This window comes from Amycolatopsis sp. NPDC114484 (assembly GCF_055633755.1).
Genome location: NZ_JBVKDQ010000015.1, coordinates 19,760 through 36,343, shown reverse-complemented (window position 1 = coordinate 36,343; position 16,584 = coordinate 19,760). Strand labels below are relative to the sequence as shown.

At 70.3% G+C, this 16,584-nt stretch carries 12 protein-coding genes; 2 read left to right on the top strand and 10 right to left on the bottom strand.

Going from position 1 to position 16,584, the window contains the following annotated elements; all coding sequences use genetic code 11:
• Window positions 1-311 precede the first annotated feature (311 nt).
• The 5 genes from ACZ7SW_RS30905 to gap form a co-directional block, all read right to left on the bottom strand.
• Window positions 312-656 carry an RNA polymerase-binding protein RbpA gene (locus ACZ7SW_RS30905; protein ID WP_470233878.1) on the bottom strand — a complete coding sequence of 115 codons (345 nt, stop codon included), beginning with the start codon at window positions 654-656 and terminating at the stop codon, window positions 312-314.
• A gap of 76 nt (window positions 657-732) precedes the next feature.
• Window positions 733-963: a preprotein translocase subunit SecG gene (gene secG / locus ACZ7SW_RS30900; protein ID WP_354738350.1), complete on the bottom strand. Its 231-nt coding sequence runs from the start codon at window positions 961-963 to the stop codon at window positions 733-735.
• Window positions 964-1,099: 136 nt separating this feature from the next.
• Window positions 1,100-1,885 carry a triose-phosphate isomerase gene (gene tpiA / locus ACZ7SW_RS30895; RefSeq protein WP_370938739.1) on the bottom strand — a complete coding sequence of 262 codons (786 nt, stop codon included), beginning with the start codon at window positions 1,883-1,885 and terminating at the stop codon, window positions 1,100-1,102.
• Complete coding sequence (locus ACZ7SW_RS30890; RefSeq protein WP_470233877.1) at window positions 1,886-3,112, bottom strand: phosphoglycerate kinase; 1,227 nt, start codon at window positions 3,110-3,112, stop codon at window positions 1,886-1,888.
• A 5-nt stretch (window positions 3,113-3,117) separates the two neighbouring features.
• Window positions 3,118-4,119 carry a type I glyceraldehyde-3-phosphate dehydrogenase gene (gene gap / locus ACZ7SW_RS30885; protein WP_470233876.1) on the bottom strand — a complete coding sequence of 334 codons (1,002 nt, stop codon included), beginning with the start codon at window positions 4,117-4,119 and terminating at the stop codon, window positions 3,118-3,120.
• Between the two features lie 646 nt (window positions 4,120-4,765).
• Here gap and ACZ7SW_RS30880 point away from each other — a divergent pair.
• On the top strand, window positions 4,766-5,680 hold the full coding sequence (locus ACZ7SW_RS30880) for a hypothetical protein (RefSeq protein ID WP_470233875.1): 915 nt from the start codon (window positions 4,766-4,768) through the stop codon (window positions 5,678-5,680).
• 469 nt (window positions 5,681-6,149) lie between these two features.
• Here the strand turns inward: ACZ7SW_RS30880 and ACZ7SW_RS30875 are convergent, their stop codons facing one another.
• Both ACZ7SW_RS30875 and ACZ7SW_RS30870 read right to left on the bottom strand, forming a co-directional pair.
• Window positions 6,150-7,580 carry a winged helix DNA-binding domain-containing protein gene (locus ACZ7SW_RS30875; protein WP_470234094.1) on the bottom strand — a complete coding sequence of 477 codons (1,431 nt, stop codon included), beginning with the start codon at window positions 7,578-7,580 and terminating at the stop codon, window positions 6,150-6,152.
• A 54-nt stretch (window positions 7,581-7,634) separates the two neighbouring features.
• Complete coding sequence (locus ACZ7SW_RS30870; protein WP_470233874.1) at window positions 7,635-8,525, bottom strand: LysR family transcriptional regulator; 891 nt, start codon at window positions 8,523-8,525, stop codon at window positions 7,635-7,637.
• 112 nt (window positions 8,526-8,637) lie between these two features.
• On the opposite strand from ACZ7SW_RS30870, the gene ACZ7SW_RS30865 reads away from it, so the two are divergent.
• Window positions 8,638-9,618 (top strand): YncE family protein, encoded by a 981-nt coding sequence (locus ACZ7SW_RS30865; protein ID WP_470233873.1) that lies wholly within the window; start codon window positions 8,638-8,640, stop codon window positions 9,616-9,618.
• Between the two features lie 54 nt (window positions 9,619-9,672).
• Here ACZ7SW_RS30865 and ACZ7SW_RS30860 read toward each other — a convergent pair whose 3' ends face one another.
• The 3 genes from ACZ7SW_RS30860 to ACZ7SW_RS30850 form a co-directional block, all read right to left on the bottom strand.
• Complete coding sequence (locus tag ACZ7SW_RS30860) at window positions 9,673-14,142, bottom strand: coiled-coil domain-containing protein (RefSeq protein ID WP_470233872.1); 4,470 nt, start codon at window positions 14,140-14,142, stop codon at window positions 9,673-9,675.
• 100 nt (window positions 14,143-14,242) lie between these two features.
• Complete coding sequence (locus ACZ7SW_RS30855; RefSeq protein WP_037814632.1) at window positions 14,243-15,046, bottom strand: hypothetical protein; 804 nt, start codon at window positions 15,044-15,046, stop codon at window positions 14,243-14,245.
• A complete protein-coding gene (locus ACZ7SW_RS30850) occupies window positions 15,046-16,509 on the bottom strand; it encodes a hypothetical protein (RefSeq protein WP_470234093.1) in 1,464 nt (487 codons plus the stop codon). Before ACZ7SW_RS30850 ends, ACZ7SW_RS30855 begins: the two co-directional genes overlap by 1 nt.
• Window positions 16,510-16,584: the final 75 nt, after the last annotated feature.

Below are 16,584 nucleotides of genomic sequence, written 5' to 3'. Positions count from 1 at the left end.
ACTCAGCCGACCCGCAGGTCCAGCCCTGCCTCCACACTGGCCGGACCACCCGGGCCCCGCACTCCGCACGAGAGGTCCCCACCACACTCAGCCGCCCGCCACGCAGAGGTCTGGACCTGCCTCCACACTGGCCAGACCGCCCAGCCGCCGCAGTCCGCACGAGAGCGCCCCCGTCAGGACTCCGCCGCCCGGCCCGCAGAGGTCTGGACCTGCCTCGGTCCAGACCACCCGGGATCCGCCCCGGGAACTAAAAAACCACCGGCCCTCGCCCTCGCGGACGGGAAGCCGGTGGTCCCGGAGAAAACCGTGCCTCAGATCAATTCGCGGCGTTGGCGGAGGCGCTCGAGCGCTTCGGCGAGGATGGCCTCACCGTCGGCGTCGCTGCGGCGTTCCTTCACGTAAGCCAGATGCGTTTTGTAGGGCTCGGTACGGGGCGCGGCGGGCGGATTCTGCTCGTTCTGCCCGCCGGGAAGCCCGCAGCGCGGGCAATCCCATTCTTCGGGGACCTCCGCGTCCATCGAGAACGACGGGCGGGCCTCGTGCCCGTTCGCACACCAATAGGACACCCGGCGCCGTGGCGCCGATTCACCCCGCTCCGATTCGCCCGAAGGACCGGCACCCACGCGGGTGCCGCGAATCGCGTTACCGCCAACCATGAATCCTCACCCGTTGGAATCGGCGGCGCGCCCCCCAATAGGCACGCCGATCGCAAGTCCCCTTCCGGGGACCCGGTCATACCTTGAGCAGGAGGCCGATGCCCACGATGCTGATCACCCAGACCGCGGCCAGCAACAGCGTGATCCGGTCGAGGTTCTTCTCGGCCACGCTGGAGCCAGCCAGGCTGGACTGCATCCCGCCGCCGAACAGCGACGACAGGCCGCCGCCCCGGCCGCGGTGCAGCAGCACGGCCACTACCAGCAGCACGCTGGAGACGATCAACAGGATTTGCAGGAACAGCTTCATGTCATCCTCTGTGCTTGTCGGAGCATGCAGGGGTACGGCCGGACCCGCACAATGTGCGGATCTTCACCGTACCCCTGGACTCGTCCACTGCTCTAGTGACGGACCGAACACACAGGCTACCCGGTAGTGCCCACGATCAGGGCAGCGGGCCACCGGCGGCGAGCGCGCAGAGCTTGGTGAACTCCTCGCCGTCCAGGCTCGCGCCTCCGACCAGCGCCCCGTCGATGTTGTCCGCGCCCACCAGCTCCGAGACGTTCCCGGCTTTCACCGAGCCGCCGTAGAGCACGCGGACCGCGGTGGCGACCTCGTCGCCGTACTTCTCCGACAGCGTCCCGCGCAGGGATTTGCAGACCTCTTCGGCGTCGGCCGCGGTCGCGACCTTGCCGGTGCCGATGGCCCACACCGGCTCGTACGCGATCACGACGGCCTGCACCTGCTCGGCCTTGAGTCCCTTGAGACCCTCGATGAGCTGGTTGCGGGTGTGCTCGAGGTGCTCTCCCGCTTCGCGGATCTCGAGTTCCTCGCCCACGCACAGGATCGGCGTGATGCCGTGCTTGAGCGCGGCCTTGACCTTCTTGTTGACCAGCTCGTCGGTCTCGCCGTGGATCGCGCGCCGCTCCGAGTGGCCGACGGTGACGAAGCTGCAGCCCAGCTTCGCCAGCATCGGGCCGGAGATGTCGCCGGTGAACGCGCCCGAGTCCTGCGGCGACAGGTCCTGCGCGCCGTAGGTGAGCGAGAGCTTGTCGGCGTCGATCAGGGTCTGCACGCTGCGGATGTCGGTGAACGGCGGCAGCACCGTCACGTCCACCTTCGCGTAGTACTTCTCCGGCAGCGCGAAGGCGATCTTCTGCACCAGGGCGATGGCCTCGAGGTGGTTGAGGTTCATCTTCCAGTTGCCTGCCACCAGGGGCTTGCGTGCCACTTAGTTCTTCCCCTCCAGCGCCGCCACGCCGGGCAGCTCCTTGCCTTCCAAGTACTCCAGCGAGGCGCCGCCGCCGGTGGAGATGTGCGAGAAGCCGTCCTCGGGCAGGCCCAGCTGCCGCACCGCGGCCGCCGAATCGCCGCCGCCGACGACGGTGAACGCGTCGCTATTCACGAGTGCCTCGGCCACCGCGCGGGTGCCGCCTGCGAACGCCTCGAATTCGAAGACGCCCATCGGGCCGTTCCAGAAGACGGTCGCCGCGTCGGCGAGCTTTTGCGCGAACAGCTCGGCGCTGCGCGGGCCGATGTCGAGGCCCATGCGGTCGGCCGGGATGGCGGTGACGTCGACGGCCTCGTACGGCGCGTCGGCGGCGAACCCAACGGCTGCGAGCACGTCGACCGGCAGCACCAGTTCGACGCCGCGCTTCTCGGCCTCGGCGAGGAAACCCTTGACCTGGTCGAGCTGGTCTTCCTGCAGCAGCGACGTGCCGACCTCGTAGCCCTTGGCCTTGAGGAACGTGTACGCCATGCCGCCGCCGATGAGCAGCCGGTCGACCTTGGTGAGCAGGTTCGCGATGACGCCGAGCTTGTCGGACACCTTCGAGCCGCCGAGCGCGACCACGTACGGCCGCTTGACGTCGTCGGTGAGCTTCTTCAGCACGTCCAGCTCGGCCAGCACGAGGCCGCCCGCGTACGCCGGGAGCACCGCGGCGATCTCGTAGACCGAGGCCTGCTTGCGGTGCACGACGCCGAAGCCGTCGGAGACGAACGCCCCGCCCGGCGTCAGCGCGGCCAGCTCGGCCGCCAGCTCAGAGCGGTCGACGGCGTCCTTGCTGGTCTCGCGCGCGTCGAAGCGCACGTTCTCCAGCAGCACGACGCTGCCGTCGGCCAGTCCGGCGGTCAGCGCCTTCGCCGACTCGCCGACGAGGTCGCCGGCCAGAGGGACCTCGGCGCCGAGCAGCTCGCTCAGCCGCCTCGCGACCGGCGCGAGCGTGAACTTCGGGTCCGGCTCGCCCTTGGGGCGGCCGAGGTGCGCGGTGACGACGACCTTCGCGCCCGCGTCGGCGAGCTTCTTGATCGTCGGCAGCGCGGCGCGGACCCGGCCGTCGTCGGTGATGGCCGACCCGTCGAGCGGGACGTTCAGGTCGCTGCGCACCAGCACGTAGCGGCCTCGAAGGCCAGCACTGTCCGCACCGCCCAGCAGGTCTTCCAGGTTTTTGACGCTCATCCGGTTCAGAGCTTCGAGCCGACGAGCTTGATCAGGTCGGCGAGGCGGTTGGAGTAGCCCCACTCGTTGTCGTACCAGCCGACGACCTTGACCTGGTCGCCGATCACCTTGGTGAGAGGCGAGTCGTAGATGCAGGAGGCCGGGTCGGTGACGATGTCCGAGGACACGATCGGGTCGACCGAGTACTTCAGGATGCCGGCCAGCGGGCCTTCGGCGGCGGCCTTGTAGGCGGCGTTGATCTCGTCGACGGTGGCCGGCTTCTTGAGGGTGACGGTGAGGTCGGTGGCCGAGCCGGTCGGGACCGGGACGCGCAGCGCGTAGCCGTCCAGCTTGCCGAGCAGCTCCGGCAGCACGAGGCCGATCGCCTTGGCCGCGCCGGTGGAGGCCGGGACGACGTTCAGGGCGGCGGCGCGGGCGCGGCGCAGGTCCTTGTGCGGGCCGTCCTGCAGGTTCTGGTCCTGCGTGTAGGCGTGGATCGTGGTCATCAGGCCCTGCTCGATGCCGAAGGCGTCGTTGAGGACCTTGGCCAGCGGGCCGAGGCAGTTGGTGGTGCAGGACGCGTTCGAGATGATCGTCTGCGAGCCGTCGTACTTGTCGTCGTTGACGCCGAGGACGACGGTCAGGTCCTCGCCCTTGGCGGGCGCGGAGATGATGACCTTCTTCGCGCCGCCGGCGATGTGCGCCTTGGCGGCGTCGGCGTTGGTGAAGAAACCGGTCGACTCGACGACGACGTCCACGCCCAGGTCGCCCCAGGGCAGGTTGGCCGGGTCGCGCTCGGCGAGGGCCTTGATGGTCTTGCCGTCGACGACGATGCCCTCGTCGCTGACGGTGACCTCGCCCGGGAAGCGGCCGAGGATCGAGTCGTACTTGAGCAGGTGGGCCATGGTGGCGACGTCGCCGAGGTCGTTGAACGCGACGACCTCGATGTCGTGACCGCTCGCCTTCACGGCACGGAAGAAGTTGCGGCCGATCCGGCCGAAGCCGTTGACACCTACGCGAACGGTCACTGCTGCCACTCCTCTGGTGTTGATCACGGCGGCGGCGCACCGGCCGCCTGCCGCTAGGTTGGACACTGCGGAAGTTCTCCCGGGGCGCCCGCCCCGGAGAAGCTTCTGCGACTTCCGGGTTTCGGCGCAACCCTAGCGTGCGGGCGCCGTTGCCCTGGACTGCCCTGACGAGACTTCCACCACTGCCGGGAGACGTCAAGAATCGATTAAGAACCCAGCTCAGCCGGGTGAGGGCCCGAAACGGGGCGAGCGCTCCCGAGCGGGTCCGGGGCGGGGGCGGACCAGTGGCTTGATCGGTCTTGGTGCCCCGGTTCACGCTGTCGGGACGGTTTCGCCGGGCGCCGCGGGACGGGGTCGCGCGGGGCGCGGGCGGAGGCGGGCGCCGGCCGGGGTTCGGAGGCGGGCCCAGCCGGGACCGGCGCGGCGGGTTTCGAAGCCGATTCGGGTGCCTGGTGCGGCGTTTCCGCAGGGCCCGTTCGGCGATCTTCAGGGTCGATTCTCGCGAGAGACCGCACGCACGACGAACTCAGCCCGGTCGCTTCGGGCTTTTTGGACAAAACGCGGCAGGCTGCCGGACCGCTTGGGTTAAGTTGATCTTCGCGATTCCGCGACGCGCCGGAAGGCATCCAGGGGAGGAACGGCGAAAATGCAGCCAGGCGGGTACCCGCGGCACGGCAATCCACCGGGGCGACCCCATTACGGGGGATATCCCGGCCAGGGACAAGGCGGGTATCCGCAGCAATTCCCCGAGGGACCGTCCGGGCCGGGGCCGCAGTGGAACCCCGGCGGCGTTTCTCACCAGCAGGCCGCGCCGGAAGGAAACGGCGGCGGCGAGAAGCCGCGGAAGAAGTGGAGCCGCAAGAAGAAGCTCTTGGTCTTCATCCCGTCCGGCCTCGGGCTCGCCTTGGCCGTGGCTTTTCTCTGCCTGGTCGTCGTGGTGAACTGGACCCACATCACCGGAGTCCAGACCGTCACCGACGACGCGGCGGGCCTCGAATACGAGGTCGGTGACGAGTGGACCCCCTTCACCGCCCGGCTGACCATGGGCGGCGGCCAGTGGAAGATGCTGCAGTACGGCGTCGGCGAGTGCCACGGCGCCAAGGACGGGAAGCCTTCTCAGGCCGGGGTGACCAAGGCGTCCATCTTCACCGCGGCGTATCCGGCTGGTTCCGGTGCGAGCAAAGAAGAGGCCTTGAAGCTTTTCCAGAAGGTCGTCCCGCCCTTCTACGAGACGAGCACCGGCTTCAAGTTCCAAGACGTCAACGATGCCGCGCACGGCCAATGGGGCGACGCGAACATCGACGGGATCCAGGGATTCAAGTATTCCGTCCGCCCCGCCCATCACGGTGTCGCCGACTGCGACGGCGGCGTCAACACAGACCCCGATTTCGACAACGGCATGGTCTTCGTGGCGCTCCCGTCCAAGGATTCCGCGGGGAAGCCGGTGACCGCTGTCCTCTGCTACTACCTGATGGATCCGACCTTGACCATCGACGGGTACCGGAATCTGACCACCGCGGACAAGGACGAGATCCTGAAATCGTTCAAGGTGAACAAGTAGGTTCTTCGCGCTCTGGGCGGCCCGGCCCGCTGACGTCCGGGGGCCGGGTCGCCGGTCGTCCTGATCGCTGGACGCCTGGTCGGGAGGCGGGCGAGGTGCCGAACGGCTTCTGTCTCCTCGCGACTCGGAGACCTGGCTGCTCGACAGTCCTGAGCAGTCCCGGCCAGCCCCGGCGTCGCGCGGCGAGACCCGGCCACGTCCGGCGAGACCCGACCACGTCCGGCCAGCCCCGAGGTCGCCCGGCGAGCCCCGACGTCGCCCAGCGAGGCCCGGTGCGACCCGGCCACGTCCAGCGAGGCTCGGCCACGTCCGGCCAGCCCCGGCGTCGCCCGGCCAGCCCCGACGTCGCCCAGCGAGGCCCGGCGTCGTCCAGCCGAACCGCCAGGCCGTCCGGCCGCTGCGTCCGCTGGGCAGCCGAATCGTCAGGCCTGGCACCCGGCCGGTCATCCCGGCACAAGTGTGAACCGCTCTATCCAGCCAGCTCCTTCTCCGCCGGGGTGCGGAACTTCGGCACCACTCGCGCCTCCCCCAGCCATTCGCTCAGCCGGGCCGCCTCGGCGTCCACCGCGGCAATCTTCTCCGCCCCCACGTCCTCGAACAGCCGGACCGCGACTTCTCCCGACGGGCGGTGGGCCCAAGCGCCGACGATCCGGCCGTCGCTCCAGATTGTCGGGCCGATGTTGCCGCTGCGGTCGAACAAGGCGGGGCGGTGCGGGCCGACGTACCAGTCCCGGGACTGCCAGCCCATCGCGGTCGGGTCCAGGGCGGGGAGCAAGGCGATCCACGGGTCCGGATCAGCGACCGGGGCCAGGTCGTCCGGCAGGGCGATCGCTGGTTCGCCGTCCAGGTCGACCTCGGCCGGGGAGAGGGCGGTCAGCGCCTTTTTCGTTTGGCCTGCCGCCCAGCCGGTCCACCAGCGGAGGTCGGCGACCGGGGCGGGGCCGAAGGCGTAAAGCCATCGCCGGGCCAGGGCGGCTCGGGCTTCGTCTTCGGAGAGGCCTGGCCAGTCAGCAGTGCCGGGGGCGGGGCGATCTGACCGGGCACCGGAGCGGCCCGAACCGGTGCCGGTGGTCGGGCGGCCCGCCTCGCCAACGGCTCCCGCGTCAGAGCTGCCTCCCCCGGCTGGGCCACCGGCTCCCGTGCCGGAGCCGCCTCCCCCGGCTGGGCCACCGGATTCAGCGTGGCCCGGCCCGGCAACGGCGGCAGGGCGGCCTGCCTCGGAACCCAGGGTAGCGCGGCCCGCTTTGCCCGACCCCGAAACGGCGGCACCTTCCGCCAGCCAATCGGTCAGCGGAGACCAGTAATACTGCGTGCTTTGCCAGCTCCCCCGCGGCCGGCCGCGCACGATGTGCCCCTCGGCTGCCAGCTGGAACAGCACCCGGCTGGTCACATTGCCGATCGACTCGTACGGTTTTCCCTTCGCCATCAACAGTTGCTGACGCAGGCGCGGTTCGTCGTCCGCCAGTTGCTGAGCGGTCGCCGATCCCCTGGCGCGCAAGGCTTTTTCGACGCTCGCCATCACCTCGCCCAGCCATTCGCCGGGATGCGCGACGTTCTCCGGATACCCCAGGGTGCCTAGCTGCTTTTCCAGCAGACGGCGTTGACGGGCAGCGACGTCGTACGAGCACGCCGCTTGCATCAAACCGGCGGTGGCGACATCGGTGACAAACATGGTGCGCCGCATGCCCAGCAAACGCAGAAGGGTGCGCCGCGCGTACAGCGCCTCCTCGACCTCGGCGACCGAGACCGCCCGCACGCGCGACCAGGCGGACAGGTACACCGAAGCGGGATCGGTGGCGTGCAGTGCGACAACGCCGTCGACTGCTTCCTCGACGGTCGTCGTCCGGGCCGCCAGGTGGTGGCGTACGCCGAGGCGGGCCCGGCGCTGGGCGAGGGTCATCTTCACGACTCGATTCCTACCAGCAAGGTCCGACAGAAATCGCATCCGCGCTGGTCAAGACGAGGCGAGCAGGGCGGCGCGCACGCGGTCGCGGAACCAGAGCTGGGCCGGGTCGGCGGCGGTCCGGGGGTGCCAGGCCAGGCCCAGCTCGATCGGCGGAAGGTCCAGCGGGATGGGGAAGGTGCGCAGGTCCAGAGCGGCCAGGAACGGGTCCAGCCAGCCCGCGATGCCGATGGTCACCAGGTCGCTGCCGCTCGCCAGGATCAGGGCGCTCGGGTGGCCGGGGACGACCACGGCGACTCGTCGGCGTAAGCCCAGTTGGGTCAACGCAAGGTCGATCGGGCCGGTTTGCTTGCCTCGCCGGGAGATGCCGATGTGCTCGGCGGCGGCGAAGCGCGCTGGATCCACCGGCACGTCGAAGAGCGGATTCCCTTGCCGCGCAATGCCCAGGACGGTCGATCGCACCAACGGTTCGGTGCGGGTTTCCGGGTCGTGATGGCCGGCGGCGCCGATCTCGAGGTCTACCCGGCCGTCGCGCAGGGCACCGCTGTCCTCTGTGGACTCCGGGAGAAAGATGACCTCGACGTGCGGAGCTTCGGCGCGGATGCGGGCGGTCAAGGGGCCGGCTAAGCCGCTCACCACCAGGTCGGCGGCTTGGATGGTGAAGGTGCGGCGCAAGTCCGCGGGGGTGAAGCCGGGGCCGGGGGCCAGGATGCGGTCGGCGCGGTGCACCAGGGCGGTGACTTCGTCCTTCAGTTCCAGGGCGCGCGGGGTCGGGACCAGGCCTTGGCCCGCCCGCACCAGAAGCGGGTCACCGGCGGCGCGGCGCAGTTTGGCGAGGGTTCGGCTTACCGCGGCGGGCGAGCTGCCCAGTCTCGCCGCGGCGCGCGTGACGCTGCCTTCCTGCAGCAGCACGTCCAGCACGCGCAAGAGGTTGAGGTCCATGGCCACCCGGAAGGTTTGCGTTCAGCGGAAGAATTCCGTGCCGATTCTTGCATCGACGCGCAAACCGCCGCCGCCCAGAGCGGATCAGGTAGCCACTTGGAAGGAGACACCTATGCAAGAAGCGATTCTCGCGGTCGCTGGGGCGAAGGGCCCGGCAGTCGCGTTCTTCGAGGTTGGGAGCGGGAAGCATCTCGGCACTGTCGAAGTGCCTGCCCAGCCGCACGATCTCTGCTTCGACCCGGTTCATCGCCTCGTCTGGTGCGCGAGCGCGTACCGCGACGGCGCCTATCACGGACATGGCGAGCGGGCGACCGAGCTGACTGCGATCGATCCGGATTCGCGCGAGATCCTGGAGGTCGTCGACATTTCGCCGGATCACGCGCCGCACGGGTTGGCGATCGATCCGCTGCGGGGGCTGCTGTACGCGACCGTCGAGGCGGGTCCGGCGAGCGAAGGCGGTCTGGTGGTGGTCGATACCGCGACGCGACGGCCGGTGCGGCATCTCGCGACCGGTGCGCCCGGGCCGCATCGGGTCGCGATCAGTCCGGATGGGCGGCGCGGGTTCGTGACCAACAAGGAAGCGCCGTTTGTGTCCTTTGTGGACTTGGACAGTGGCGACGTAGAGCGGATTTCCGTGCCGGACAGTGAAGGGTTGGAGATTTCCCGGGACGGCAAGCGGCTGTACGTCGCGGCACCGTATCTGGAGAACGGCACCGAGCCGGTTCGCGCGGCACCCGGGATTCGGGTGTTCGACGCGGTCGCAGGATCGCTCGAAACCCTGTTGCCGACGGAACGTCCGGTGCTGCCGATCCATTGCACACAGTCCGGCGAGGTGCTCGCCGCCGAGCTGGGCGGGCGGTTGCTGGCGTTTTCGGCGACCAGCAACGAACTGCTCGGCTCGATGGAGCTGCGGACGGAGTTTCCGCTGGCCATTCTGTCCGATCCGGACGGCCGGATCGCTTTCGTGTCCGGCGCGGCCTCGACCGCGGTGGAGGTCATCGATCTCGAGACCCGCGCGCTGGTGACCACTTTGGACACCAAGGCGGCAGGAGCACCGGGCGGACACGGGCTGGCGTACGTGCCCGTCAGCTGACGGGTCTCGGCGCGCGGTGTGCCCTCCACGGCAGACCGCGCGCCAGCCACACCGTCAGGCCGGTTGTTCTTCTTCCGCAGCCGAATCGACCGAAGGAGAAGAAGACGCCCGGCTGAACATCCGCGTCGCCGAAAGCCGGGCCACGCCGTCGGGATCCCCGAGGTCGTCGAGAGAATTCCGGATCGTCGCGTCCACCGACAGGTACTTCCGCCCGGCGCGCAGATCCGCGTCGTTGCGCAGCCGCACGATCAGCGGGAATTCCGCCAGCGCGCCCGCGTCGAACAGACCGGTCGTGTAGATCAGCTGCACCCCCAGCGCCTCCGCCACGGCCCGCTGCAGTTCCAGCAGATACCCGGCCGACGCGCGGCCGATCGGGTTGTCCAGGAACAACACCCCCGAATGCCGGTTCCGCGCCTTGCCCCGGTTGTTGGCGCGCAAAGCCGCCAGCGTGCAGTACAGGATGATCGCCGCGGTCAGCTGCTGGCCGCCGGAGAACACGTCGCGGATCTCCGACACCCGCTGCCGTTCGGTGCGCAGCACGGAATCCGGCTTGAGCATGTCGACCCGGTACCCCTTGGGCGAGGCGACGTGCACCCCGCGCAACACCAGCGACAGCCCGTCGCGCTTCACGTCGCGGCCGTCGGCGGTCTTGCCCGCGGCCGCCTCGTCGACGACCTCGCCCAGTTTTTCCGCCAGCACATGGTCTTCCAGCTCGGTGAACCGGATCCGCAGGAACTCCTGGCCGGACCAGTCGCCGAGCCCGTCCGGCAGCCGCGAGACCCGTTGCGCCGACCGCAAGGTGCGCAACGCGCCTTCGACCATGCCCTGCAGCCGCGTGATGATGCCGCCGCGGTGCCGGTCGATCTGCGCGAGATCGTCGGTGAGCGTCCGCAGCCGGGGCCGCAACGCCTCGCCCCATTCCGCCGCGTGCGCGGGAAGCTGGTCCCGCTTCACGGAAATCACCTGCTGCCGCACCGGCGTGCTGAGCTTCTCGAACCGCTTTTCGGTCGCGTACTGCGCCAGCTGGTCCGCCGCCGCGCGCACCCGCCGTTCGCCGGCGTCGGCCGCCGACTGGGCGTCGTTCAGCACGGTGTTGAGCTGGTTGTACCGGGTCCGCGCGGATTCGACGTCGCCGTCGTACGCGTCCGCCGGTTCCTCCGAACGCAAGTGCGCCAACGATTCCGACAGCAAGCCGAAGCCGGACGCCGACGCCTTGCCCGCGTCCAGCGTCGCGTCCGCCGCGGCTCGGCGTTCCTGCAGCTCTTCCCATTTCCGGGCCGCTGCGGACACTTCCAGCGAAGCCGCGTCGATCAGCTCGAGGCCGTGCTCGATGTCGCGCGGTCGCTCGGCCGGAGAAGCGACGCCGGTCTGCAACGGCAGGACGTCCAGCTCGGCCCGGCGCGTCGACACCTGGCCGATCGCCTCGGTGCGTTCTTCCTCCAGCGCGTCGACGGCTCGCCGCGCGCGGGCCAGCGCCGCCGCCCGCGCGGAAGCGTCCGAACCGTCCGGCGTCTCCAGCAACGTCGCCGCGCGCACCCGGACTTCTTCGTCCAGCGCTTCCAAAGCGGACGAGGCCGCCGCCTCAGCCGACTCGGCCTGCTCCAACTCGGCCCGGAGATCGCTGCCGACCTCGACCTTCGCGTACGACTCGGAAGCCGACACAAAGGTGCGCCGCAAGGCATCCACCGGTTCCGAAGGCGCTTCGACGTCTTCGGGCAACTCGGCCGCGCCCGGCACTTCGGCCAGCTCGGACCGAGCGGTGGTGACGGTGCGGCGGTGCCCGTCCGCAGTCCGCTGCTCCTCCCCCGCCTGCTCGCGCAACCGCGCGGCACGCGCCGACGCCTCGGCTGCCGACGTCTCCGCGCGTTCCGCGATTTCCGTTGCTCGCTCGACTTCTTCGGTCCATTCCGCGACGCGCGCGGCCCGTGTGGACAGTTCGCCAAGCCGACGCGCCTTCTCCTCGGCTTCGGCGGCAGCAGTCCGCAACGCCGGGACCCGTTCACGCAGCGAAGCGGCTTTTTCGCTCAACCGGGCGAATTCCGCCTCCGCTTGCCCGAGCGCGGTCTGCGCGGTCTCCCGCGCGACGCGCGCTGTTTCGGCCTGCTCAGCGAGCGTCCCGATCGCACCGGCCGGGTAGTCCTCGCGCCAGGTGGTGAGCTTCCACGTCAACGCGCCGTCGTTGGCCAGCGATTCCGACAGCTGCTCCAGCCGACGCTGCCGCTCGGCATGCCGCTGCGCCACGGCTTCCCGCTCGGTGTCGGCGGCTTCCTCGTCGTACATCGCCGGGTTCGGCGGCACGAGGAACTCGACGCCCGCCGCGGCCGGACCGTCCTTCTGGAACGCATCTGTGGTCCCGACCGCGATCACCGCGCTCGGCAACAGCCGGGACGCCGCCAGCACTTCACGCGCCCGCTTCACCTGCGCCGCATCGTTCAGCAGCACCCCGGCGACGAGCTGCGGCATCCGCTCCAGAACCTCGTCGCGCCGCACTGAGTCCAGTTTGGACAGATAACGCCAGCCCGACCACGCGGTGATTCCGGCCCGCTCCAACGCGTCCAGCGCGGCCTGCACGTCCTCCGGCGGCGGCAGCAGCCCGCCCGAACCGAGCGCGGCGAGCGCCCGCTCGTCAGCGGACTCCTCCATCCGCAGCGCGGTCTGTTCCTTCTCCACCGCCGCGCTCGCGTCCCGCAACCGCTGCAGCAGCACCGGAAGATCGCTCTCCAGCTTGACGTCGTCCGCGCCGAGCAGCTCCATCAACCGAGGTTCCGCGGCCAGCGCGTCGGTGCGCCGGTGCGCCCGATCGAGGTCTTCGGCCGCCCGGACAAGACGGTCCTGAGTGGACCCGGCGAGCTGGTGCGCCTCGTTGACCGAACGCTGCGCAGCTTGCAGGTCCTCGCCGACCCGGTCGAGTTCCTGTTCCCGGCGAACGGATTCCGCCGCCGCGGCCTCGGCTTCGGCTCGCGCCGCCCTGGCCGACTCGGCGACGTCCGCGCCGGAGGTCAACAGTCCACTGCGGACAGATTCCGAGATTTCCTCGCGCAGCTCAGCGATCCGCGACGACAGCCCGCGCGCCTCGGCTCGACGGCCAGCGGCCAGATTCGCCGCCTCGTCCCGGTCGGCTTGCGCCTTTTCAGCTTCGGCGCGCAACGCGTCCGCGTGCGCCTCGGCTTTGTCCGCCTGCCGCTGCGCGTCACGCGCCAGCGAAAGCAACCCGCGCCCCAACGCGGCCGCCGCCGCGTCCCGCGCGGCCAACGCCGGCTTCGCCTTCTCCTCGCGGTTTCCGACCAGCTCGCGCAGGTCTTTCGCCTTGCGCGCGGCGTTCAACCGGTTCAGCACAGTCGCGGTTTCGCGCCACGCCTCCGCTTGCGTCTTCGCCTCGGCCAGCTCGCCGTCGACGCGCTCGCGTTCGATCTGCGCTTCTTCCAGCCGCAGCACCGCGACCAGCCGACGCAGCTCGGTGACCCCCGCGGTCAGCCGCCGATGGTCGCCCTCGGCGAGCTTTTCGGCGGTCCGCACCTCCTCGACGTGCTCTTCCAGCCCGGAGAGCCGCGCGTTTTCCAGCTCGTTGCGCGCGTGGATCCGCCCGGCCAGCTCGCCGAGGTCTTCCCGCGCCGATTCGGCGATCCGGCGCGACGCCGCGGCCACGCCTTCTTCTTCGGCCAGCGGGCCCAGCAGTTCGAGCGCGCCTTCGACGAAATCCTTCTCCGCCATCAGATCACCGCGCTGCGAGAGGTTGTTCGCGTACGTCGACACGACCTCGGCGAGGTCCTTCGGCTCGTCCTCGGACAGCACCGCGCGCAGCAGGAACTCCACGAACGCCTCGTCGGTGGAGAACTGGAACGCGTCGGCCGCCTCGCCCTCGCCCGCGTTCATCGCGCGCTGGTAGCGGAACAGCTCGGTGTCGAGGCCGAGCTGGTCGAGCCGTCCGGTCCACTCGTGGTGCCGGCGCGTCCAGAACAGCTCCAGCTCCGGTTCGGCCATCGCCGCGCCCGCGATCCGGTCGTGGAACCCGGACATCGTGAGCAGGCGGCCGTCCTCGGTCAGCGGCAGCGAATCGAGCGCGACCTCGGCGGTCGGGCGGAAGCAGTACCAGGAGTCGACCAGGTTCTCCGAGTCCGCGGACGTCACGTGCCCGCGCCACTCCGACACCTTGCCGGTGATCACCCGCTGCCCGGTCTCGACGTGCAGCCACTCCAGGACGACGTGCGCGACGTCCTTGGCCGTCACGAACTTCTCCAGCACCTTCGTGCTCGTGGTGCCGACGACCTGGCGCCGCCCGGGCAGCATGACGGAGAAGATCAGCTTGATCAGCACCGATTTGCCGCCGCCGTTCTCCAGGAACAGCACGCTGGCGGGCGACGGGCGGCGCACCGGGCCGCCGGCGTGGATGCCCGCGGAGAACAGCGCGTCCTGCTTCGGCGCGGTGATCGTGGCCCCGACGCCGCTGAAGTCCAGCACCACGTCCTGGTACCGGGCGCCCGCCGGGCCCACCGAATGCAGGCGGACCCGCGAAAGCTCGTACATCCGTTTCCCCTCTACCGCGCCTGATCCGCCTGCCGGTCCGTGAGGGGAACCCTGAGGGAATCTGATTCCCTCAGGGTTCCCCTCACGGACCTTGATTCCCTCACTGCAGCGTGTCCGAGGCGGTCGCGCGCAGGGTGCCCCCAGCACCGGCGACCGCGACGACGTCGAGCGCGAGCAGATCGTCGAACGCGGCGTCCGCGGCCAGCTCGCGCACCTGGATCTGATACCGCGGCGTCGTGCGGTAAGTGCCGCCCTGCTCGTCGCTCACCTGCACCAAAAAGCCTTGGTCGGCAAGGAAACGCAGCGCCCGCGACACCATTCCGCGCGTGGTGTCCGCCGCCATCCGGCCGTCCTTCGTCGCCGCCGCGGCCGGGCGACGGGCGTACGCGCGCCACGCCTGCTCCAGCTCCGGCGCGTCCGCGAGCGGGTCGTTGTTCGCCTCGGCCAGCTGCGCCCGTTCGTCGAGCACACGAGCCGCCTCGCGGACCATCGCGTCGACCTGCTCGACGCTCACCCGCCCGATGTAGGTGTCGTTGGCCAGATCGTCCGGCCGCGGGTAGCCGAGCGCGGCCGTCGCGAGGTGGATCAGGCCGTGCAGCACCTTTTCCGTCTCGCGCCGCTCGCGGATCTTGGCTTGCCGCGCGTAACTGTCCATCTTGATCTCGAAGACGGACTCGTCGGTGGCCGCGAGCACGCACCCGGCCTGCTGCGTCACCTCCAGCACCATCAGCCCGAGCCCGGACGCGACCGCGTGGGTGAGCGCCTTGAACGCGTTGTCCTCGCCGTAGCGGCGCACCAGCTCGCCGTACACGACGTCACGGGCGGGCAGCTGCTTCGGGCGCATTCCGAAAGCGACGAGGCGCGCGGCGGCCTCGGCGTCGACGCTCGTGTGCGTCACGGGCATCAGGCGACCTCCTCGGTCTCGTCGTCCGCTCGTTCGACCTCCGCGGTGGACAGCAGCAGATCGGCCCCGCCGAAGTCCGGGTCGTCGAGCAGGGTGCCGTCGTCGACGGCGAGCAGCACGTGGCGTTCCCCCTGCCGGCGCGCCGCGCCGACCTCGGGACTGTAAGCGTGCACCGCACGCAGCGCGACCAGGGACGCCAGGTTCGGCTGCCCGGAGCGGCGCGCCTCCTCCAGCAGCCCGGACAGCCGGCGCGGCACGTCGGGCAGGTCGAGCAGTTCGTCGGCGAGGCGCCACACGTCGTCGCCGAACCGGTCGGTCACCTCGGCGGGCACCAGCTCCGGTTCCGGCACCTCGCCGACCAGCTGATCGCGCTCCGGGGCGGGCCGCAGCAGCAGCGACACCAGCGAGGACAGCGACGGCACGACCGGCGTCGTGATCCCCGCGACGGCGTGGAAGAAGTGCTCGGCGGGAGCGGTGGCGTCGGCGAGCGGCAGACCGAGCGTCGGCATCAGGAGCTGGCCGAACAGGTCGATCGTGGCCCGCTGCGGCGGTCCGGAGAACTGCTGGCGGTCCTGTTCGGCGCGGAAGACCGCACCGGCGTCGGCCAGCCGCGACTGGAGCCGGGTGTGCCGCCGGATGCAGTCGGCGACGATGTCGACCAGCTCGGCGGCACGGCGCTTGTGGTCCGGGTCCTCGGATCCGTCCCGCGCGGTGGTGATGTTCTTCAGGATCGCGTTCTCCGCGCGGAAGCGGGACTCGATGTGCCCGAGCGCCGATTCGATCAGATCCGGCACCTCGCTCTCCCAGTCGACCGCACGCACGTCGCGGCGAGTGGCGTCGAGCTTCGCGCGCAGCGTCTCGCCGTACTGCACGGTGCGGTAGCGCGCCTGCTCCGCGGCGAGCTTCGCGTCGGCGAGGCGGCCGCGGTTGATCAGGTTCTCCAGCTTCACCTCGGCCGCGATCTGCGCCGACTCGACGTCCGTGTCCAGTGCGCCGACCAGCACGTTGATCGCCTCGTCGGTGGCGCGCAGGTACACCTCGCCGTCCGGCGCGGCCAGCTCGACCAGGAGCTTGAAGTCGAACTGGCGGCGCTGGTAGCCGCCGGGGCCGAGCGAGCCGTAGACGCGCCGGAAGCCGCGGTCGGTGGTGCCGACGTTGATCAGGTTGTCCAGCACCCACTTCGCGACGCGCACGTGCTCGTCCGGCATCCGCGAGGGCGCCTGCAGCGAGATGAACGGCAGCAGCCGGTCGATGACCTGGTCGTGCCCGGCCCCGGTGTCGAAGTCCATCGCGATGGTGACCTGGTCGATCGTGTGCAGCGCGATCTCGGCCATCTGGTAGACGGTGGCGTCGGCCCAGTCGAGCTTCGCCTTGCGCGCGTCGAGGTCGTGCAACGGCGCGGTGCAGGCGAGCGCCTTCAGCCGACGGGTCAGCCCCTCGTCGGCGAGCCCGGCCGCGCCCATCTCGTCGTATCGCACAGCAGGTCAGGCTAGTCGGCCTGCCCGAGCGCCCGCACACGCGGACGGCTAGCGTGGCGG